The organism is Mesorhizobium sp. M1088, assembly GCF_040318575.1.
Lineage (GTDB): Bacteria > Pseudomonadota > Alphaproteobacteria > Rhizobiales > Rhizobiaceae > Mesorhizobium.
The window spans coordinates 20,508-40,473 of the sequence record NZ_JAMYMO010000046.1 but is presented as its reverse complement, the minus strand read 5'-3'; the positions used below and the strand labels follow the sequence as shown (position 1 = coordinate 40,473).

General features: G+C 59.9%; 18 protein-coding genes and 6 pseudogenes. 10 read left to right on the top strand and 14 right to left on the bottom strand.

Annotated features, from left to right (window positions below; all coding sequences use genetic code 11):
• Nucleotides 1-530, bottom strand: a pseudogene (locus NKH49_RS30430) (glucoamylase family protein); the annotation flags it as partial.
• Between the two features lie 185 nt (nt 531-715).
• Here NKH49_RS30430 and NKH49_RS30425 point away from each other — a divergent pair.
• Together NKH49_RS30425 and NKH49_RS30420 are read left to right on the top strand one after the other, a co-directional pair.
• On the top strand, nt 716-991 hold the full coding sequence (locus tag NKH49_RS30425; RefSeq protein ID WP_352929175.1) for a hypothetical protein: 276 nt from the start codon (nt 716-718) through the stop codon (nt 989-991).
• Between the two features lie 54 nt (nt 992-1,045).
• The gene (locus tag NKH49_RS30420) at nt 1,046-1,294 is read left to right on the top strand and encodes a hypothetical protein (protein ID WP_352929171.1); all 249 of its coding nucleotides are present in this window, start codon (nt 1,046-1,048) and stop codon (nt 1,292-1,294) included.
• 585 nt (nt 1,295-1,879) lie between these two features.
• Here the strand turns inward: NKH49_RS30420 and NKH49_RS30415 are convergent.
• Nucleotides 1,880-2,110, bottom strand: coding sequence for a DNA-binding protein (locus NKH49_RS30415; protein WP_352929169.1), 231 nt, complete (start codon nt 2,108-2,110; stop codon nt 1,880-1,882).
• A gap of 370 nt (nt 2,111-2,480) precedes the next feature.
• On the opposite strand from NKH49_RS30415, the gene NKH49_RS30410 reads away from it, so the two are divergent.
• The 3 genes from NKH49_RS30410 to NKH49_RS30400 all read left to right on the top strand — a co-directional run bounded on the left by NKH49_RS30410 (nt 2,481) and on the right by NKH49_RS30400 (nt 3,919).
• Complete coding sequence (locus NKH49_RS30410; RefSeq protein ID WP_352929167.1) at nt 2,481-2,720, top strand: hypothetical protein; 240 nt, start codon at nt 2,481-2,483, stop codon at nt 2,718-2,720.
• 109 nt (nt 2,721-2,829) lie between these two features.
• Nucleotides 2,830-3,084: a DUF6894 family protein gene (locus tag NKH49_RS30405; protein ID WP_352929165.1), complete on the top strand. Its 255-nt coding sequence runs from the start codon at nt 2,830-2,832 to the stop codon at nt 3,082-3,084.
• Nucleotides 3,085-3,205: 121 nt separating this feature from the next.
• Nucleotides 3,206-3,919, top strand: a complete 714-nt coding sequence (locus tag NKH49_RS30400) for a Crp/Fnr family transcriptional regulator (RefSeq protein WP_352929163.1) — start codon at nt 3,206-3,208, stop codon at nt 3,917-3,919.
• Here the strand turns inward: NKH49_RS30400 and NKH49_RS30395 are convergent.
• Both NKH49_RS30395 and NKH49_RS30390 read right to left on the bottom strand, forming a co-directional pair.
• Nucleotides 3,916-4,155 carry a DUF6894 family protein gene (locus tag NKH49_RS30395; RefSeq protein WP_352929161.1) on the bottom strand — a complete coding sequence of 80 codons (240 nt, stop codon included), beginning with the start codon at nt 4,153-4,155 and terminating at the stop codon, nt 3,916-3,918. The genes NKH49_RS30400 and NKH49_RS30395 overlap by 4 nt on opposite strands.
• A 271-nt stretch (nt 4,156-4,426) precedes the next feature.
• Nucleotides 4,427-4,603, bottom strand: coding sequence for a hypothetical protein (locus NKH49_RS30390; RefSeq protein WP_352929159.1), 177 nt, complete (start codon nt 4,601-4,603; stop codon nt 4,427-4,429).
• Between the two features lie 55 nt (nt 4,604-4,658).
• Here NKH49_RS30390 and NKH49_RS30385 point away from each other — a divergent pair.
• A pseudogene (locus tag NKH49_RS30385) lies at nt 4,659-4,925 on the top strand (transposase); the annotation flags it as partial.
• 85 nt (nt 4,926-5,010) lie between these two features.
• Here the strand turns inward: NKH49_RS30385 and NKH49_RS30380 are convergent.
• The 5 genes and pseudogenes from NKH49_RS30380 to NKH49_RS30355 all read right to left on the bottom strand — a co-directional run bounded on the left by NKH49_RS30380 (nt 5,011) and on the right by NKH49_RS30355 (nt 11,318).
• Entirely contained in the window at nt 5,011-5,919 is a 909-nt protein-coding gene (locus NKH49_RS30380; protein ID WP_352929157.1) for a site-specific integrase, read from the bottom strand.
• A gap of 177 nt (nt 5,920-6,096) precedes the next feature.
• Nucleotides 6,097-6,423 (bottom strand): annotated as a pseudogene (locus NKH49_RS35015) (hypothetical protein); the annotation flags it as partial.
• Nucleotides 6,424-7,049: 626 nt separating this feature from the next.
• Nucleotides 7,050-8,205: pseudogene (locus NKH49_RS30370) on the bottom strand (IS110 family RNA-guided transposase).
• A 490-nt stretch (nt 8,206-8,695) separates the two neighbouring features.
• Nucleotides 8,696-9,967 carry a cation:proton antiporter gene (locus NKH49_RS30360; RefSeq protein ID WP_352929153.1) on the bottom strand — a complete coding sequence of 424 codons (1,272 nt, stop codon included), beginning with the start codon at nt 9,965-9,967 and terminating at the stop codon, nt 8,696-8,698.
• A gap of 268 nt (nt 9,968-10,235) precedes the next feature.
• Entirely contained in the window at nt 10,236-11,318 is a 1,083-nt protein-coding gene (locus NKH49_RS30355; RefSeq protein ID WP_352929151.1) for a sensor histidine kinase, read from the bottom strand.
• Nucleotides 11,319-12,873: 1,555 nt separating this feature from the next.
• On the opposite strand from NKH49_RS30355, the gene NKH49_RS30350 reads away from it, so the two are divergent.
• The 3 genes from NKH49_RS30350 (at nt 12,874) to NKH49_RS30340 (ending at nt 14,588) form a co-directional block, all read left to right on the top strand.
• Nucleotides 12,874-13,050 carry a hypothetical protein gene (locus tag NKH49_RS30350; RefSeq protein ID WP_352929177.1) on the top strand — a complete coding sequence of 59 codons (177 nt, stop codon included), beginning with the start codon at nt 12,874-12,876 and terminating at the stop codon, nt 13,048-13,050.
• A gap of 287 nt (nt 13,051-13,337) precedes the next feature.
• Nucleotides 13,338-13,580 (top strand): DUF982 domain-containing protein, encoded by a 243-nt coding sequence (locus NKH49_RS30345; RefSeq protein ID WP_352929149.1) that lies wholly within the window; start codon nt 13,338-13,340, stop codon nt 13,578-13,580.
• A 303-nt stretch (nt 13,581-13,883) separates the two neighbouring features.
• On the top strand, nt 13,884-14,588 hold the full coding sequence (locus NKH49_RS30340; RefSeq protein WP_352929147.1) for a hypothetical protein: 705 nt from the start codon (nt 13,884-13,886) through the stop codon (nt 14,586-14,588).
• 239 nt (nt 14,589-14,827) lie between these two features.
• On the opposite strand, the pseudogene NKH49_RS30335 reads toward NKH49_RS30340, so the two are convergent.
• A pseudogene (locus NKH49_RS30335) lies at nt 14,828-15,047 on the bottom strand (hypothetical protein); the annotation flags it as partial.
• A 1,706-nt stretch (nt 15,048-16,753) separates the two neighbouring features.
• On the bottom strand, nt 16,754-16,975 hold the full coding sequence (locus tag NKH49_RS30330) for a hypothetical protein (protein ID WP_352929145.1): 222 nt from the start codon (nt 16,973-16,975) through the stop codon (nt 16,754-16,756).
• Between the two features lie 771 nt (nt 16,976-17,746).
• Here NKH49_RS30330 and NKH49_RS30325 point away from each other — a divergent pair.
• A pseudogene (locus tag NKH49_RS30325) lies at nt 17,747-18,072 on the top strand (DUF736 domain-containing protein).
• Between the two features lie 227 nt (nt 18,073-18,299).
• Here the strand turns inward: NKH49_RS30325 and NKH49_RS30320 are convergent.
• The 3 genes from NKH49_RS30320 to NKH49_RS30310 form a co-directional block, all read right to left on the bottom strand.
• On the bottom strand, nt 18,300-18,833 hold the full coding sequence (locus tag NKH49_RS30320; protein ID WP_352929143.1) for a Ros/MucR family transcriptional regulator: 534 nt from the start codon (nt 18,831-18,833) through the stop codon (nt 18,300-18,302).
• A gap of 375 nt (nt 18,834-19,208) precedes the next feature.
• Nucleotides 19,209-19,523: a ThiF family adenylyltransferase gene (locus tag NKH49_RS35010; protein ID WP_502907964.1), complete on the bottom strand. Its 315-nt coding sequence runs from the start codon at nt 19,521-19,523 to the stop codon at nt 19,209-19,211.
• The gene (locus NKH49_RS30310; protein WP_502907966.1) at nt 19,468-19,833 is read right to left on the bottom strand and encodes an ATP-dependent DNA ligase; all 366 of its coding nucleotides are present in this window, start codon (nt 19,831-19,833) and stop codon (nt 19,468-19,470) included. The genes NKH49_RS35010 and NKH49_RS30310 overlap by 56 nt, the downstream gene beginning before the upstream one ends.
• Nucleotides 19,834-19,966: the final 133 nt, after the last annotated feature.

The window sequence follows — 19,966 nt, the reverse complement described above, 5'->3', positions numbered from 1 at the left end:
TCCAGGCCGCCAGCCATGGGTGACGGTAGCGCCGCCGTTCTGCGCCCATCGCCAGTCGGTGCGCCGGTAAAGCGCATCGGCAAGCCGCCGGATTTCCAGTTCGATTCATCGTCCTCGCCAAAATAGGCGCCGGCGGCCAGCGCACCGGCAAGCAGAAGCGCCGTATCGACCGTGGACAGCTCACACTTCCAGACGCGGCGGCCGGTCTCCATGTCGAGGAAATGGTAGTAGAAGCCCTTGTGGCCCGTTGCGTCGGCTTCGGGCCCTTGCGGCGCGTTCCAGAAGAAGCGAAGCGTGGCGAGCGTCCGTTCAGCGGCGGCGGCGCGCGTCATGAAACCGCGCTCGACACCGACGGGATAGGCCGACAGGGCGAGCCCGACGGCGGCGATGCTGGCTGGTGACGCCGGGGTGTTGCGGTCGGCGATCAGGCCATTCGCCGGGTTGGCCTCTTTGAGAAAATAGTCGAAGGACAGGCGCTGGATGTCCGAGAGAAGCTCGTCGTTCGGCGGGTGGTCGCTCGATGCATCCATCGCTGTCGATATAGAGGGGTTTCGCCGAGCTTCCCACCTTTTTGGTCGACTTGTCGCCTTTGGGTCATGTCACGACGATGCTCGCGCTGGCCCAGGTGTCTCTATAACTAGGTTCGAACACCAGAAGCTGGGCCGGATGCTGTTTCCTCGAGGATTGCAATGATCGTACATTTAGTAGACGGCACATACGAGTTGTTTCGCCCTTCTACGGCCAACGCCGGTTCAACAACGGCCAAGACAAGCCGTTTGGCGCCGTCGTCGGCGTGCTGAACACAGTGCTGGAGATGATCGAGAATGGCGCCACACACATTGGGGTGGCTACCGATCATGTAGTCGAATCGTTTAGAAATCAGCTCTGGCCCGGCTACAAGACCGGGGATGGCATCGAGCCGGCATTGCTCGCGCAGTTTGACCCGCTCGAGGAAGCCTTGGCGGGGATGGAGTGGCGGTCTGGCCGATGATCGAGCTGGAAGCCGACGACGCGCTGGCCTCCGCGGCGCACAGCGCGGCTACCGATGCGCGTGCAGAAGGTGTGCATCTGGACGCCGGACAAGGATCTCGCGCAGTGTGTGCGCGGTGACCATGTGGTCCAGATAGACCGCAGGACCCAGAAAATTCGCGATGCCGCCGGTGTACGCGAGAAGTTCGGAGTTGAGCCCGCCATGATTCCAGATTTCCTCGCGCTCGTCGGTGATGCCGCCGATGGTTATCCGGGTCTCGAAGGCATCGGCCTAGTCTCGCCGCCCGGCGGCGACCGCGGATGAGCTGTGTTGGGTTGATCAGGGGCGGTTCTTGAAGCACGGGACGATGCCCGCACCGACCTGAATGTCCCGTCTTGAAAACTTCGTAGCCCGAAGCTGCCTGCCGCTACCGGCCCATTTCAGTCGTGGCGATCGCAGGCAGGGGCGTGAAATCGGCGTCGCATTGTGGGCAGGGAAGGGCGCATTTCTTTCCCCAATAACGCCCCCGGTGGACACTGGCTACTTTTGCTTCTATCAACCGTCGCGCGCCAGTTTGGCGTGCGCGACATAGATGCTCAAGTCACCCATTTCAAAGCGAATTTTGACTAAGGCGTGACACAGCGTGACTCAGCATGCCCGACGGGTATGCAGCGGGATCATTATGCGTCGAACCACTGTGGCACATTCATGTTATTTATCAATCGCTTGTAACTTTCTTGCGGAAAAGTGGTGCCGTCAACTGGGGCATGTATCGAGTGACCACTTGTGATCTTCCACGCTTGGGCATGATCGCGTTTGCTCAGCTCTCTGACGTCCCGATCAACCACGGATTCCGAACGCCCATTTTCTCTAACCAACGCCTCTTGGACCGAATGAACCGCCTCTCTGCTACTCTGGCGGTGCACTCTTTTCCAGCGGCAGTGCACGTGTGGGTCTGCAGACGACGAGGATCGATTTGTCCCAGCGATCCAACTCGCCCCTCGGATAGAGGCTTGATTTGCCGATCTTGAGGAACGATGGCCCGATCCGCAGGCAACGCCAGTTTCGAAGAGTCCCTTCGCTTACCCGTCCCCGATAGCGAGCCATGACTTCTTCAGGCATGAGGTTCGGGTCAGGCATGGGCGTTAGAGATAGCAGAGTTGTGCAACAGATTGTTGCACCCGCGACCCCGTCGTCTAGAGAACTGAGGAAAATGCCGGCGGCGTCACCGCAGACTTCTCGTCGTGACCCGAAGCTGTCAATAGGGCTCCCGCGATGACCAAATCGGTCGTAGAGTTCTACTTTGCGAGTGCCCGAAAGCTGACATTCGGGCGACCGCGCTAGAGAGCCGCCAACCACTCAATTGTCTGGGAATTACCAAGCGTCGGCTATCCGGAACAAATTACCCGACAGCAGCTTTGGCCAATCGAGTTAACGCTCGTGTCGCGGGTTCACCAATCGAAGTATGCCGCCGCGAACGAATGCGGCCTCGGCCGGCAGGAGAAACCCGATGTTTGCAGATCAGATTGCAACAAGACGCCTGAAAATGTTGGTCGAGCAATATGTCGAAACCAGAAAAAAGCGACATGACGTCATTTCTACCTCGACGGCAGAATCCGCAATTCGGGAGGTACTCCCGAACTGCCCGATTTCCGGAAAAGCCTTTGATGACCTGATAGCAGCCAGCGCCATCGCACATGGTCTAGGCGTATGGTTTGACAGATCGATCTCAACGGAGAGCCCTGGCTGAGTAAGCTATCGACGGGTTCACGCGGCCGCGTGGATATCCACGTTTGGTACGTTTCCGACGCTATTCAACATGCGTGCCGCATTTAAAAGTCGAGCAACGCGGAGCAACCATGCCGAGATTCTTCTTTCACATTCGGACCCGGGACGGCCAGCTCCTCAAGGATCCAGAGGGGCAGGAGTGCGCAAATTTGCAAGTGGTAGAAGACGATGCCATGGCCTCCGCCAAGGAAATCCTGGCCGAAGGACTGTTGGCCGGGAAGCCGGTCCTCACCGGCAATTCGTTCGAAATCTTCGATGAGCGCGACGTGCTGGTCTTGGAATTCCCCTTTTCACGCGCGGCGGAGAAGCCGGGTGCCCGACCGTAAATGCCTAGCGTGATTAGGCGTTGTTGCCCGCAGAACCTATATGTGACCTATCGTTCGCACGTTTTCACGGGCGCGAACGGCTGGGAGATCACTGAGCTCTTGCCCTATGGAGGGTGGAGTCATGTCTAACCAGCCAAACATCACCTATCGCAATGCCCTGTTGAAGCGACTTTCTCGCGCAGACCTCGACCTACTCGAGCCAGATCTGAAACGGGTGGATCTGCCGTTGCGCACTCCCCTTGAAACCGCCAAGTCCCCGATCGAATACGTCTATTTCCTGGAAAGCGGCATCGCATCCGTCGTTGCTAAGATTCCGAAAGGCCGCGATACGGAAGTGGGCCTGATAGGTTTGGAAGGCATGACCGGCGCACTGGTGGTGCTTGGCGGCGATCACGCCGCACACGACACCTACATGCAGATCGTCGGGGAGGGCTTCCAGGTGCCTGCGTCAGCGTTGTCGGCAGCCATGTCCGAAAGCGCGACGCTTAAGGCCCTGCTGCTTCTCTACGTCCAAACGCTCTTTATTCAGACCAGCTACACCGCCCTGGTGAATGCCCGGTCGAAATTAGACGAACGGTTAGCGCGCTGGCTGCTGATGTGCCAGGACCGGGTGAGGGTTGACAGATTTGCCATCACCCACGAGTTCATTTCCGTCATGCTCGGCGTGCGGCGCCCCGGCGTGACCGTCGCCATCCAGGAACTTGAGGGCAAGGGACTGATCAGGGCTACCCGGGGCGAAATTCTTATCCGGGATCGTCACGGCCTCTTGCAGATCGCCGACGGCACCTATAGCGAGCCGGAACATGAATACGAGCGGCTGCTCGGTAAAATCTAGCCATAATCGGCAGCGGCGGCGAAGGTGACGATCGCGACGACCGTCCCATCGTCGAGCGCCACCTCATACGAGGCATCACGTATCAAAGGTTTCCCCGCGCGCAATTCCTCTGCCATGAGATCCTTGGCAGCCCGAATCGCTTCGCGAATGGCGCTTTCGTTATCAGGGAACTCACTGCCTTCCGGATCAAGACGTCGCCGTCCGGCAAGAACTAGATGCAGGAAGAAGCGTGGCAACCGGTCGTCTCCGCCAGCGGCAGTCCGGCCGCTATAGGGATGTAGGCCAGGAAACAGCGACTGCAACCGTACCAACGACTGCTTTTAACGTCGACAGCGCTGTCCCAAAGTAATTAATAAGCTGGGCAAGCAGATTTTTGAGCTCCGGTTTTGGGTCGGGAACTCTACCGCCGCGGTGGGGGTATCAGTTATGGAAGAGAACGCTATCAGGCTCGAAACGTATAAGTCCTTATCGCATGTTCTTTCTGATTACCGCAGCTGCGACGTCATCTCAACGGCCGTAGTTGTTGCCGACATTCGAAATCGGCTCCCTGCCTGCGAGTGCAGCGATGAAGAGCTGGTTGAGCTGATCGTTCACGCAGTGGCAAGACAAGGGAAGGCCATCAACTTCGATCAGCGGGGTGATCTGTGGTACGTGGATACAGAAGTTGCCCGGGAAAAACGTCACCGTGATTTCCGACGCGCCACATAATCTTGCTTGCGCCCCTGGCTCCAAAGCCACGCTCTACTCCCTGCACGACGCAGGACGGCTCGCCTTCTTCGGATCGATGGCGCACCTGTCCGCGCGGCAGGCATTCGTGCGGCACCTGTCGCCGGTCCGCAAGAAGCACTGGGTGGTGTACGCCAAGGCGCCGTTCGCCGGGCCGGAGGCGGTGCTCGCCTATCTGTCCCGCTATACCCACCGGGTTGCGATCTCGAACCGCCGGCTGATCGCCTTCGACAAGAGCGGCGTCACATTCCGCTACAAGGACTACCGCCGCGACGGCGCGAGGCTCAGGTGACCTGCATGGGCAGCCCGGTAAACGGGTCCGGCAGCACGGAAGATGTCGGCGACCTCGACGAGGCGCGCACGGCTCAGATGTCGGGCGAGACCTCTCCCGGCTTGAACAGCCCGAGCTTGTCGAGCGGGCTCGTCACGGCACGCACCGTCCGGGTCGCCACCTTCGCGTAAAGGGCGCTGTTGTTGAGCTTGGCATGCCCGAGCAGGACCTGGATGATCCGGATGTCGGTGCCGTCCTCCAGCAGGTGGGTGGCGAAGCTGTGGCGTAGCGTGTGCGGCCCGACCCGCTTGGCGATGTCGGCGGCCTGGGCCGCCTCGACGACGATGCGATAGAGCTGCCGCGTGCTGATCGGCTTCATCGCGTGCTGTCCGGGGAACAGCCAGCCGTCGCGGTGCATTACACCCTGCTGGCGGCCGACCTTCCACCACTGGCGCAGCAACAAGAGCAGGTCTTGCGACAGCATGGCGTTGCGATAGCGCCCGCCCTTGCCACGCTCGACGCGCAGCAGCATGCGCTCGCTGTCGACGTCGGCAACCTTCAGCATCGACACCTCGGCGACACGCAGGCCCGCGCCATAGGCGACCGACAGCGCGGCCTGGTGCTTGAGACACGTGGTGGCGTTGAGCAGCCGGGCCACCTCGTCGCGGCTGAGCACCACGGGCAGGTTGCGCGGATGCGCCAGCCGGACAAGCCTGCGCGCCAGGTCTGGGCGGTCGAGCGTGTGGGTGAAGAAGAAGCGCAGTGCCGACACGATGCTGTTCATCGTTGGCACGGGAACGCCGTCCTCCTGCTGCTCGATCTGGAACCGGCGCAGGTCGTCGGCGGTAGCGGTGTCTGGTGAACGCCCGAGGAATGTCGCCAGGCGTCCGATGTCGCGGAGATAGTTGCGCTGCGTCTCGCGTGAGAAACGCCGCATGTTCATGTCGTCGATCAGCCGCTGGCGCAGCGGGCTGATGGGTGCATCGAGAACGGGATGGGGCATTGGTCAGGCTCCTTGTTGAAGAAGCCCGTCATGCTCTGCCCCCGCCGGACGACGCTCAACGCCAGCGCGACGACCGGTTCTTGATCACTACCTCAACCGCAGGCGCCCCTCCCGCGCAGCGGGTTCGTTCCTCGGCCCCAATGCTGCCAAACCGAAAAGTCCTTTGATGTTGGCCATTCAGAAGACGTCCCTTGGAGCTCTGCGAATTTCAAATGTACACGAAGTCTTCACGATGCGGACGCGGCAACCTCGGTTCGTACTCCGCGTCCAAACTCGACGTCCCAGCTGCGCTCCTGGGGTGCGGCTTCGCCACTCCGGCCGTGTGGGGAAAAGCAATTCGGCGACGTTCAACGCTTCTTCCAGATGCGGGTAGCCGGACGCGATGATGGTTTCGATGCCGATCTCCTGATACTCGCGAATGCGCGCGGCAACATTGTCGGGATTGCCGACCAGAGCTGTTCCCGCGCCGCCGCGCACCAGTCCAGGTCCCGCCCACAGGTTCGGGCCGAAAGTGGATAAAGAAGCGGGCGGAGACCCAGTCCCTCCCACAGCCCCCACCATCGGCGTTCATCCCGGTTCAGATTGAAAGCACTTCCGATCGGGCCTTGCTGCGACAGAGCAGCATGGCTGCGGTGGATTTGCCGGGGACTTGCGATGGGGCACGTAGGTCGGCATCTGCCGGGTCGTATCGGCGTCGCCCGTCCCGACCGACAAGCCTCACCCGCAGTTTCTGCTCATCTTCTTCCATCACAAGGTGTCCACCTATTTTGGTGGACACCTTGTATGGGGATTTCGTTGTCAAGGGGCCTTCACTGATTTCGCGGTAAAGCGGTCAGGATAGCCATAACAGAACGGTTGGTCACTGCCTTGTGCATTGGTCCGCGAGCATCAAATTCGAGGGGAGCCTGCCTTTGGGCGCATCGCATTACGCCGCAACCTTGTATTCGGTGGGTCTGCAAAAGACCCGGACCATGAAGCAGTCATTGGCTTCAGCAGCAAGGCTCCGAGGCGGCGGGCCCATTCTCATGACGGCAAATAACGCCATGGTGTCCATCGGGACACCGCCACCTCGAATCGATACGCGCGGGCGTCATTACGGCGGTTGATCCGTCAGGCGCCCTGCAGTGTGTTCAGTTCATCGGGCGCAATGTGACGCCCATCGGGATTTCGCCGACGGTAACCAATCGCCAGAGCGCGATGAGTAACTTGCGTGCGAGCGCCACGATCATCGTCGTCTTGCGGGCGCCCTGTGCCGCTCGTGCCTGGAACCATTGCGTCAGTTCGCTATTCTTTTGGAATCTCAGGAAGCGCCAGGCCAATTGGATCAGCCCGCGTCGCACCCGGGCGTTGCCTGCCTTGGCCAACCCCTTTTCGCGTCGTTTAGATCCGCTCTCGTCGGGGGAGCCTGTCAGACCGGCGTAACGCGCCACCGCGCGCCGGTCTCTGAGGTTGCGGCTAAGCACCTCGTGGACCAGCATGTCGGCTGTCTCAATCCCGACACCAATCACGCGCGCCAATAGCACAACCATTGCATTATATCCCGACGCGGGCGCCTGCTCAAGCTGGGCAATTCTGGCTTTTTCAATCGTCGTGATCTGATCGCGCACCACCGCAAGCCGAGCCATGTCGCGCCGCATCTCTTCCAGCATATTCGGCGGAAACGGCTGTCCTTCCGAAGTGCGCAGGTCCGGCAACTTCTTCGGCGCCCGGCGAAGCTCGGGCTTGAAGCCACGGATGCCGAGCCGAGCCAGCGCCCCTTTCATGCGATTGACTATCCGCGTTTTCTCGCTGACCAGGTTCTCCCGCTCGCGGCTCGGCCGCTTGGCATCCTCTTCCGCCAGTGATGGGATCGCCACCATGCGGCAGTGGCCACGCTCGCCACGCAGCCAACCCAGGAACACGCGCATCAGCATGGCCGTGTCTAGCCTGTCGGTTTTCGCCCGTCGGTGTTCACGGTTCACGGCGACGCTGGTTGAATGGATGACGTGAGCGTCTATGCCTCGCGTCTGCAGCCACCGGGCCAGCCAGAAGCCGTCTCGCCCAGCCTCGAAGGCCAGCGACCCGGTCTATCGGCATGCCCGCAGCCTCCGCCTCCGATCGCCAACGCGCGATCAAACCGAGCAATGCATTGGGATCGGGATCGAGTTTCTTGAGGGGGTGTCGCTGAACGCCGGGAAGCATTCCGGCCACCAGCCAGTTATTTTGACTCATTTCTACAACGACGAGCACAGTGCGAGCTTGATCCAATACAGTGATTGATCGGCTGAGATCGTCGACTTTGGACATGATAGTCTATCCTTCGGGTTGATCGTACGACGATGGTGCCACCTCGCCGCTCCCCCGCATAGCTTCTCATGCATCAGAGCACTCAACACCAAAAGGTGCGGGGAAATTCGCGCTTACAATTGATCCGCATGAAGAAGCGCTGCGCCGACGTACTCAGCAGCGAAGACACGTATGGCAGCGATCTGCGTCAGCTCCTGCTTGCTCATTGCGCGACGCTAAGGAGACTGTTTGGGAGTGTCGGATCGGGCCGTGATGGCTCAGACAACACTCTCCTGGCGTCACGGCCCGGGAGCCCGTCACTCGCGAGGTGGCGGGCTTCTTTGCGCAGGGAATGCTGCGCTTCACCATGCGCGTTCGTGATCCCAAATTGAGGCGGTGACAGAGTTCGTGCAACACCTCATGCGCGCCTCGCACAAAGCGCATGACATGATCCTTGGCTGAGTTTGCCGAGAGACGCTTTGTCCGGGACATAAATCCGCGTACGGGCACATTAGTCCTGCCTGTCTCGGGCACGGGACAACCTAAGCAAAGAGCGGCGGCCGCGATCCAACTGGCGCATCACTGGAGTGACCATGACACCGTGCATGACAATTGAACTCAAAACGGCGAAGCAGACGGTTACCCAAAGAGTTGTTGCACCCTCAAATTCGGCCTGCCCCAGTGCGAAGGCGAGATAGTAGAACGATCCAAGGCCGCGTATTCCAAAAAAAGCAATGAAGGCCTTTTCGCGTGATGGCGCCGGAAATCCGATCAGTCCGAACCATGCCGCGATCGGTCGCACAATGAATAGCACCAGCGCGGTAGTGGCAATCACCTGCCAGCTCAACGCGTTAAAAATCGACCCTTCAGCGATCGCTGCCCCAAAGCAGACCAGCAGGACCATCATCAGCAATCGCTCAATCTGCTCCGCGAAGTCGTGCAAGCTTTCATGATACTCATGCTGCCGTTCGATGGATCGCAGGGCGACTGCTGCGACAAACACTGCAAGGAAGCCGTAGCCGTGAAGGACTTCGGTCGAGCCGTATGCGAGGCAGGTGATACCGAGCGCAACAAAACCGTCTTTCGTCTCTGACAAGCCCGACCGTTTCGGCAGACGAAACGTAAGGTAGCCCATGACTTTTCCGCCCAGCCAGCCAATGACAAGGCCGGCTGCAATCTTCCAAAGGACATCCACGAGGACCCAATGTGTGAAGAACGGCTCGCCGGACGCTCTGAACAGCGCAATTGCGATGGCGAGATAGACGAACGGAAACGCCGCTCCATCATTGAGGCCGGCCTCTGAGGTAAGGGCAAAACGCACCTCGTCCTCCTTGCCGGATTGAGGTGGGCCAACCTGTATGTCGCTTGCCAGAACAGGATCTGTTGGCGCGAGAGCGGCGCCAAGCAGGAGTGCGGCGGCAAGACCGAGCCCCAGAATTGACCAGCCGATGAACGCAATTCCTGCGATCGTCAGTGGCATGGCGACGCCAATAAGGCGCCAGGAGGACTCCCAACCGCGCCAGCTCACTGGCCGGTCCAGCTTCAGGCCAGCCCCCATAAGGGCGATGATGACCACCAACTCGGTGAGACGCTCTGTCAGGACCCGGTTTTCAAGTGGGTTCACTCCAATGAGCGGAGAGAAAGGTGACCAAACCAAGAGAACCCCGACCGCGATGCAAACCATTGGCAGCGAAAGCGGAAGCTTCCTGAGGAGCATGGGCAACCAGGCTGTAAGGAGCACGATTGCTCCAAAGACCGCCAACACAAGGGCATAGGACTGCATGCCGGCCTAGACCGTTGAATCCGTGTTCGAGGCGCGAAGCTGCTTCCAACCCGAACACAAGCAGGCACTCCTACTCACCCAACCTTCGCCCGCCATGTGCTCCCTCCACCGTCGCTCGACCGAGGGTCAGCCTACACGGACATGCGTAGAGAATCCCAGGCACACATTTAAAGATGATCTTGGATAGGCGGTGTCGCTTAGAAAGGCTCTCCTAATCTGGCCATGAATTTGTACGACCATTTCCGCGCGCCGAGGCGACAGCAATCGTTCAGCTTGCTGCCGCCGACCGTTTGAAAGCGATGGTCACCTTCGTTCCTTTGTTGGCGCTGGACTCTACGGCTAGCTGGGCCTTGGCGTTCTCGGTCAGCGATCGCGCGATCAGCGCTCCGAGCTTGCCTGGCTTGGGCCACATCTCGCCGTCCGGCAGCCCGATTCCGTCGTCCGCCACTATAACCCGGCAGCCGTCGCCATCGACGATGCTGTGCAGCGTTATCGTGCCGCCATCGCGGCCCCGGAACGCATGCTTAAGGGAATTGGTCAGCAATTCGTTTACGACCAGTCCCGCCGGCATGGCGACGTTTATTGACACCGGATATGTATCCACCTTCATATCCAGCCGGATCCCCTCGACCGCATGCGAGCTCATGACCGCGGACGCGATCTGGCTGAGATACACACCAAGGTCGACCTCCTCCTTCGGCTCGTCGGCGGTTAGCGTCTGGTAGAGGATCGCCAATGCGTCGACGCGACCGGCGAGCCGCTCAAACCGTCTCCGGTCGGCCTCGGTCGCGTTGCGGCTTTCCAGCCGGATCAGCGCGGTGATCATCTGCAGGTTGTTCTTCACCCTGTGCTGCAGTTCGCGAAGCAGTGTGTCTTTCTCGCTGACACGCTCCTCGGCCGAGCGCTGATCTCCCACCTCGCCGTGAGCCGATACGTCGACCAGGGCCACCAGTCGGAAACAGACCTTGCCGTTGTCGTCCTCTATCTCGTTGGAATAAACGTCAACGATCGCGGGTTTATCCTCGCTGCGCTCCAGCCTGAAGGTGCCGACCAAATCGGATTCCTCGACCACCACCTCGGCTAGCGGCCTGTCCTTTTGCTGATGGAGGCCTGTGCCTAAAAGGGCCGCCCAGTTTTCTCGGGTGAGCCTTGCGGACGTCAGGCCTGACAGTTTCTCGAATTCCGGATTGGCGTAGACCACGCGCTCTTCAGCGGCAAGGTCCGAAACGGCAATGGCAATCGGCACCTGGTCAAGGAATTTCTTGAACTGTTCACTTTCCAGTGCGGTTGCAAGGTCAGGTGTATCAAGCAACTGCTCGACGGCCTCAGCCTTCTCTGAATCCGATGTCATTTGCGCGCCTTTTCTGCGCGGATCATATCAACAATGCGGCGCGCCTGCCATCGCCGAAACTTGAGCTGCATCTCACGTTTCGCATCAGACGCAGTTCCGGGTGGCAGCATGTGCGGGGCCATCGCGTACACAACTCAGACTCGAGGTGCCTGGCCGCGGCCAGACTTAAGACTCCGCTTTGGGGACGAAAAGTTTCGCGCCCAGCACAAAAGATCTCGTGGGAAGGGAGATGGCCGGCACCCATCGGGGCGTTGGGAGGGCTTGGAATAGGTGCCGGCAGGGGAACAGCCTGAGAACAGATTGCTACGCTTTTTGCAACTCAACGCTACGGTACCGGGCGGGACGACGTGGCACAAACGGCGCTTCCGAGCGTTCGCACCGTTGACGGATAAGGCTTTGCAGGGATGCTGCGGGACGGCTCGGGATCACTGCAAGCGAATTTCAAGACTGGTGCCTTATACCGCTCGGCCTCCCAGAGCGCCGGCTCCCGTCCCAGGTCTATTCTTCTGCAGGGTCGGTCGTTTGCAAGCTCACGCTCTGAACCCAGCGGGCACGATCCTTTTTGCGACAGTGATCGTCCGTTGCTCAGCAGGGCGAGTGCGTCGCTCGTAAAGCGTGGGGAAACGCGAAGCCACGTCGTCCAGCGCCGCTCGCCCGGATCTTGTCGATGAGCCCCATTCCCCGGGGTGGCTTGTAAATCGGGATATGCCTACCGCGGTATTGCCGATATTTGGGCGAGCCGTGCTCGTCGCGCTCTTGCACATCTCTGAGTGTCGCACATATGTCGCCTGAGCCCAAGTTGTCGCCTAGATTGTGACCTCATAGGTGTCGCCCGCCCGTTCCTCCGGGTAGGTGGATTTTCCCGCGACCGTCAGTCGCGTGGTGAACCGATAGAGCGGATTGTCATCATCTGAGTCCCAAGCGGATTGCGGCGTGTAGACGTTGTACTTGATGGCAGCTTCGTCACTCGCATCGCATCGCTGACGTTTGGACGAACTGCCGACCCGACAAGGTGAGTGCCAAACACCTTGTTTACGAGCTGATCTTACAAGCCCGTCGCGGCCAAATCATCTCCGTCAAAGAGACTATCGCAGACGTGCGCCGAGAGGGGCCACATCTGGTGGAATGTGACTGCGAGCTGGTGGAGCTTATTGTCGAGATTGCCCCAGCCTTTGGCCTGTTTGTCGCGTTCGACCTTCGCGAAGCCGCATGGCTCTCCACTGATTGCTCCCGCCCAGTCTACGTCAGAACCAATACTCCCGACCGGAAGCTAGCCGCAAAGCAAGTCCTTCTCTACATTCCACCCATGGCAATCCTTTGGTTCTCACCTCCGGTGTACGTGAAGACGGAGCATGACGGCTTCCGCTACGGGGTCCACCACGTTGAGGCTGCGGCCGAGGAACTCGTCTTGTGGACCAAGCGTGGCCCTAAGTGGCAAAGGCGGAGCGCGCCTGTATGAGTGCCATCAGCGGCAAGGTGTCTCCACAGCAGGCCCGTGACGCGTTCGAGGAGGCTGCCAAGGAGGAGGGCATGTCTTTCCTGAATAGGAGTTCTCATGGCTCGCCCATTGGTTCAACCCTCGGTCCCCGTCGAGACCGAGCGCCCAGGGGAAATCCGCAACGTCAACAACGCCGAGACAGCCGGCGAGGAGCTGATGAAGAGGACCAAACGTGGCCCTTGCTGGGACCTCGCAGTGCGCGTTTGCCACGCCGTGATATTCGACGAGATGTAGCCTGAGGAGGCTCGTAAGGCATTCCTGGCTGCTGCCGAGGAGGAGGGGACGTTACTCCCCCCAATGGCAACTAGCTAACTGGAACTGCGGTAAAGATTCTCTTACCAACACCCCGTTGGCGAAAGGAGTCCGCCGCCCGAAAGGATGAGGCGACGGACCCCCACAGCGGCTGCACACGCTCGAAGAATCCACCGCTGCGAACTCTAAACCCGCGACGGCCTACGTTGTTCCTTACAACCTGGGTTGATCGGTTGATCGGCAGGCTGGTTCCGCTCTAAATTTCCTCTATGGCTCTCCATTGGTTCAACCCTCCAGTCTACGTCAGGACCGACAGACCTGGCATCCGGTACGGGGTTAGCCATGTCGAGGGTGCCGCCGAGGAACTCATGAAGTGGACCAAGAGGGGGCCTACGTGGACGCTGGCGGTGCAGTCCTGCATCGACGCCTTTCAGGACCGAGTGTCACCCGACGATGTCCGTAAGGCCTTTGAGGAGGCCGCCAAGGAGGAGGGCGTGCTCGTTCTGGAGTAGGAAGCCGCGTGGCAATGTTATCCCCTCGTCTTCGTAAGGAGGTCGATTATACCCGCGATTCTCGACACTCGCGCCTGTGCGCGTGACAGTCCTCATGTGAACTTCTTCGCCGAATACGAAAGAGCTGGGCCGAGAATGTACTCCCTCCATTCGTTTCAAATTGTTTCAGAATATTTTTCCACTCGTAAGTTGCGTTCCGAAACATAGTCTGGTGTAGCAATCCAATAACTCTCCGAGATCGTTATCGCTGAAGTAGCAGGCATTGAAACTGCTGCTGTGAGGCAAGTATCAAAGGAGAGTGTCATGGCAAATTTCGTTAAGAGTTTCGCCACAGCTTTAGCCGGTGGTGCACTTGTTTTATCTCTGTCATTTCCTTCCAGTGCGGCGGGAATTAACCTCGGTGCCGGCGCATCAATTGGCGGCCCAGGCGGCATCAACGCTGGTCTCGGCGCTTCGATCGGCGGTAGCGGCGGCATCAGAGCGGGAGCCGGCGCCTCGATCGGTGGGCGCGGCGGAGTGAATGCCGGCGCTGGTGCTAACATAGGCGGCAGCAGGGGCATTACCGCCGGTGCCGGTGCTAATATTGGCGGCAGGAGTGGTGTCACCGCTGGTGCTGGCGCCAACATAGGCGGCACGAACGGCGTCACCGCTGGGGCAGGCGCTAACATAGGTGGCAGGAGTGGTGTCACCGCCGGCGCCGGCGCAAATGTAGGCGGTACTGGCGGCGTTACGGCGGGGGTCGGCGTCAACGTTGGTGGCACGGGTGGCGTCGGCGTGGGCGTCGGTGTCGGCGTTGGTGGCGGTACCGTTCCCGGCACCCCTGGCACTCCCGGAACGCCGGGGACACCTGGAACGCCAGGGACGCCGGGCACCCCGCCGAGCGTTGTTGCTCAGCTGTCCAGCAGCCAGCTGATTCGCATGAAGAAGCGCTGCGCCGACGTGCTCAGCAGCGAAGGCTCGTATGACAGCGATCTGCGTCAGCTTTGCATGCTGATTGCGCGTCGCTGAGGAGAGTGCGGCGTTAACGGGAGCGTCGAATCGGCCGTGAGGCTTTGACAACACTCTCCTGGCCTCGCGGCCGGGCCCGTCACTCGCAAGGTGGCGGGCTTCTCTTGGTTAGGGTCGTTTCGCTGGGCGGGAGGAAGCGAGCAGCGGGGCTACACTCCCTCTACTGGTCTCCTGTGTCCCTGTGCCGCCCTCGGCCCTGAGGAGAACTTCAGGGGAGACTATGGGGTACCGCGCGGCCGTCATTCCATCTCCGGGACGTCGCCGCCGACAAAGAGCGTCGTTGGCTCGCCGTATTCGCCAAGCGCAGGGTCGGCTTCACGCGACCACGCAATGACACCGGCATGTTTCCCCGCAAGACCTTGCAGTCCTAATCGCCCGGTCTTCTGTCTGCTGCTCGGCTGGCCCAAAGACAGGCTGAAGGTCGCCAATCTCATCGCGGTCGAAGACGGTAACGAGGAGGTCCTCTTTCCGCTAGGCTAAGAGCCGGTTGAAGTTGAGCGGTGGAGGGGGCAGAACCTCAGTAATCTCGAATAGAGGCACCGATAGGTCCCCTTGCTCTGGCGCTACGTGCTTTGCCTCAAGGTCCGTTATTTCCTTGTCGCGTCTGGCAATCCGGCTCTCCAGATTGGCGACACGCTCAGTCAGCAAATACCGTCCAATAGCGAACCCGCCACCTCCGAATAGCACGGCAAACGTGGCGAAGACTGCCGGGTTGGCCGCCAGCAGCGCAGAGTTGCTTCCAATGAAAGCGATAAGGTCATGCATCGAGCGCGGCCACATTCGAGGCCGACTCGTAGGGAGCAAAATGAGCTGCAAACGGTGTGGCAAGAACGACTACATGCACGCCGAGACGCAAACACGCATCGGCGCGGGAGGGGCAGGGCATTCGGGTTACGCGGCTCGCCGAGATCAGGATGCTGCGACGGGTCATCTGGAGGGATGAGGACTGAAGGCCGCCTGAGCCAGGGGCGGAACGTTCCAAAGACGGGAGATAAACAGCGGGTCTCACCGATTTGGAAATTAGTCTTTTGGCTCGATCCGAACTGAGTATCGAATGGGACCGTTGCTAACGTATCCCGAAGGGGGGCCTTCGAACTTCATCTCGATGATCTCATCGAACACAATTAGTGGTTCGAGCTTCAGTGCGATTGCCGCCAGCTTTTTTTGAACGGCGAGGCTATAGGGCCCAACGACCGGAGAAATCTGGCATCCAACAGATAGGATATGCAATCGGCGACGGTACCATACGCGGACCACTTAGTGCTGTAGTGGAGTTCCCCGAGGTTTCCGTTGTCGATAGACATCTATCCTCCGCCAATAATCGACGTCAGATTGTCGATGTTCTGGATACTGACGCCACTTCTAAAGCCAATAGTTTGCTACTTAAGGCCACACCTGGATAAAGGACGCCAAGCGGGATATGCGTGGCTTCTGTCGGGCTTTGAGATGGACCGGCAGAACTTCGAGAGCGCGGCCAAACAGGGGCGCGGCAATGATTCGGCAGCCAACCCTGTGAGCAAAGTCCCCGGTATCCACATACAAATTTCAGCGCAGGCATCAGGGAACCGAAGCTGAAAAGAGTTTTCAATGCCCAACTGGCTGAGAACGAGATACGTGCCTCCGAAAAATCACGACCCAGTGCAGCTCGATCTACTCGACTGGGCAGCGAGCGCCCGATCGCCAAGATCATCGGCGCCATCCCCGGCATCGCGGACCTGGAGGGAACGCTGCACATCGTGCCGATGCGGAGGCGGGCATGAGCCTGGCGGCCTTACTGATGCAGCCTGAGCCGGTCCATGGACGCGTTTGCTTCGGCCAACCTAGCCAGCGCTTGCTCGACCTTTTGAGCCGAGGTGTCAGTGCGCTTGATGTGCCGGATCATTTGCCGCGTCAGTCGCCCGAGCCTGGCGGCGCGATATACATCGCCATATCTCGCAGTTTCAAGGTGGAGGGTCGCGAGCCTCATGGGCGACGATTCCAATTGTCTAGCGGTAGAATTCGCGAATCCGCCTTTCGTTCCGGTGTCGACCTTACGCTTGCAACGAGCTGGCCGGAGGGCCGTGACAAATGAGAGGCCGGCCCTCACATTTTGCTGCGCGGTCTGATGCGCTAGCCGTAACACATGGGGCAGCGGCGCATCGGAAGGCTTTCACGGCCCGGATGGTTCAACCTGTGCGAACTCCATCAGCGCTGGTGGGATCGATCTTCGTCAACCGGGATCTGGCCTCCAGCACGCGCCGTTGCGCAGTCCGTATCCTGCTGCACAGCGCGATATTGATGCCGACACCGCAGTCTTCATCCAGCATTTCATTCGCACGTTTAAGGGAAAGCTCCGCTCTCTTGAGCCGCTGTCTGGCTCTCGCCAGTTCCATATCCAAAAATTCCATTATCCTGCATCCATTGCAGTCCCTTCTATTGGTAAACCGCTCGTCGTGGCCGTTGGTTCCGGCTGGCGCGAGCGTCCACCCCAAGCGTCGATATGGAATCTCCGGAGTTGGTTCAGTCGGCGGAGCTGGCGTGCAAACTTACCCGAAGCGTTCGTTCAACCCTCATAAGGCCACACAACTCCTCCGCCACCCGCAAGGAAGGAGCGTATGTGAGACCATGACGATCTGACCGCATTCCAGTTCGGCCAGGGCCTGATCAGCCCCACCGGAACCAGGTGGACGACCGCATTGCGGCATGGCTTTGACGCCGTCATCGAGACTGGTCTCATCCTCCTAAGCCCTTGCCGCCGCAGGCGGGATTATGGTGCAGCCGCTCGAACGGCGACCGGATGTGAGGTTGACACGTGCAAACGCGCAGATCAGGAAACGGGCTCAGACCTCAGGTTCATGTGGCGGTAGGGATCGCGCTGCTTGTGCCGAATGCATGATTGAAGGGCCGATGGTCAGCGTCGTTCTCGTGAGACTGTCCCTGGGATCTCTACACGACCTCTCTTCTGGCTGGTCTGGCGCAGGTCGGGCCTCTGCCTGCAACGGCTTCCCCGACCTTCTTCCCCTGACCGCGAGCGGTCATTCCTCGCGCAACAACAAGCTCGGCTGCCGCCGTCCTTTGCTGACGCTACGGTCCACAGGATGCAGTCGGCCCGATCGTCGCCTCACGACCGCTATCGAGGCCGCACAGGGCGGCTTCGGCAACTAGTCAGGAGAACGACAATGGCTACCATCGGCAACTTCCAGCAATCGGACAACAACGAGTTCAGCGGCGAGATCGTCACCCTCTCCCTCCAGGCCAAGAAGGTCCGTATCGTCCCCGATACGCGCGGCAGCGGCGAAAACGCTCCCAGCCACCGGGTCTTCGTCGGGCGCATCGAAATCGGCGCCGCCTGGTCCAAGCAGTCCAACGAGGGTCGCAGCTACCTGGGTCTCAAGCTCGACGACCCGAGCTTCACCGCTCCGATCTACGCCAACTCGTCGAGGGCGAGGACGGCCTGGGCTACAGCCTCATCTGGTCACGACCGAACCGTCGCAACGGCGACTGAGCAGCCTTGACAGGACGCCTCGGACCGAGCGGGCGTCCTCTAGAAACGACCACTCACAGCTCAGAGCCACAGCTCGCGATGGGCGCGGCCCGAGGGCGTCAAGGGCGAGTTCTCGCTCATCTGGTCCCGCCGGGGCGGCGAGTGATCCGAGCTAACACGAAGCCCCGCGCAAGGCGGGGCTTCGCCATGTTCAGGTTCGCCACTGCACCTCCATCTGGTGCAGCACGCTACGCTTTGACGGGTGTCTTGCGCGCCTTCTTCACCGGCGACTTGACTGCCGTTGCGGCTGTTGTCGCTGCTGCCGCGCGAGCAGCTCGTTTTGGTGTTTCTGCCGCAGCTATTTCTGGCGCTGCCGCCTTGCGTCCCAGGCCTATTGATTTCGCCAGGGCCGAGCGGGTGGCCGCGTAATTTGGCGCCACCATCGGATAGTCGGAGGGCAGGTTCCATTTCTGCCGGTATTCGTCGGGACTCAGATTGTAATGCGTTCCGATATGCCGCTTCAAGGATTTGAACTTTTTCCCGTCTTCCAGGCATATGATGAAATCAGGTGACACTGACTTCTTGATCGAGACCGCCGGCTCCAGTTTGGCTGCGGTCGGAGCCACAGGTGTACCGATCCCTTGCAAAGCGACATAGACATCCCCGATCAACTTCGACAACTCGCCGACCGGCAGCGGATTGTTCGAAACGTAGGCGGAAACGATGTCGGCGGTGATTGATACGAGATCAGCCTGGTCGCTTGGGTCTGGAGAAACGGTCATCGAATATTCCTCTTGTCCAAAGGGCGCTTTGAAAACGGGTGGTCTGTCTATTCACCAATCATGCAAATAATTCGTTATCCCGCCAACAAACCTCATTCCGTGCAAATATCAAGCAAGCAATTTTCGTGGGATCGTTCGGTCCGGCGGCAGACAAAGTTGCCGATCGCGTCGAGGAAGCAGGAAGGCTTTCCCGCTCGCTTCTGCGCGCGCCAAGCGCACAGCCCAACGCAACCCAGCGCCACGAATCATGGCTCCTGCGTCGCAGGATTGAGCCATGAACAATTGTCGTCGCGACACTCTGCGCCGCGACCAGGACCGCGCCGCCGGCATTGAATTGGCCGCGCGCGTATCTCTTGTGGGCTCATCCAAGCTCTTTCAGGTGGGCTGCACCGCCTCGGGCCGATCGGCAGGATGGACCTTGCTGATATGGCAGCCCGCATGCGCCCGAACGGCTGCCAGCCTACTGGCCCAACGAATAACTGACGAACGGCGTGGCGCTTTGAAGCACTTGCCATCCCGCAGCTGACAACTCGTTTGCCACCACGGCGCCGCGAGCCCATCGAGCCCTCCTTTGCAGACTCGACTTTCATCGGTGTGCAGGATCTGTCGCTGAAGATTGGAGCGCTCTACCTTGTCATCGTCGACCGAGCCGATCGTACCTATTCCCGCTGCCCCGACTGACGCCCTCAAGGCCGGCTGTGCAGAAGCAATCGAGCAGCTCTTCTCCGCGGCCGAGGATATGGTCGGAGTAACGAAGGACCGGATTTTTCGCAGGCAAGATCGCCTCCAGCTTCGCCTTGCGCTCAAGAAGAGAAAGACTTGTCAGATCCTCGCCGTCGAGCTGCAGCAGATCGAACGCATAAAAGTCGATAGTCGTCGGGGCACTCTTCAATGCATTTTGAAGCGCCTGGAAGTTAGATCTTCCTTCCGCATCGACAACCACGGCCTCGCCGTCAATCAGGGCGGAGCGCACCTTGAGCTGGCGAGCTTCGGAGAGGATCGAGGGAAAACGGCTAGACCAGTCCAGACCAGATCTGTGTAGGCTCGCGCCTCGCCACCGCCGACGGCAACGAGAATACGATAGCCGTCGTACTTATCTCATGGATCCAACGATCGCCGCCAGGGACCGTGTC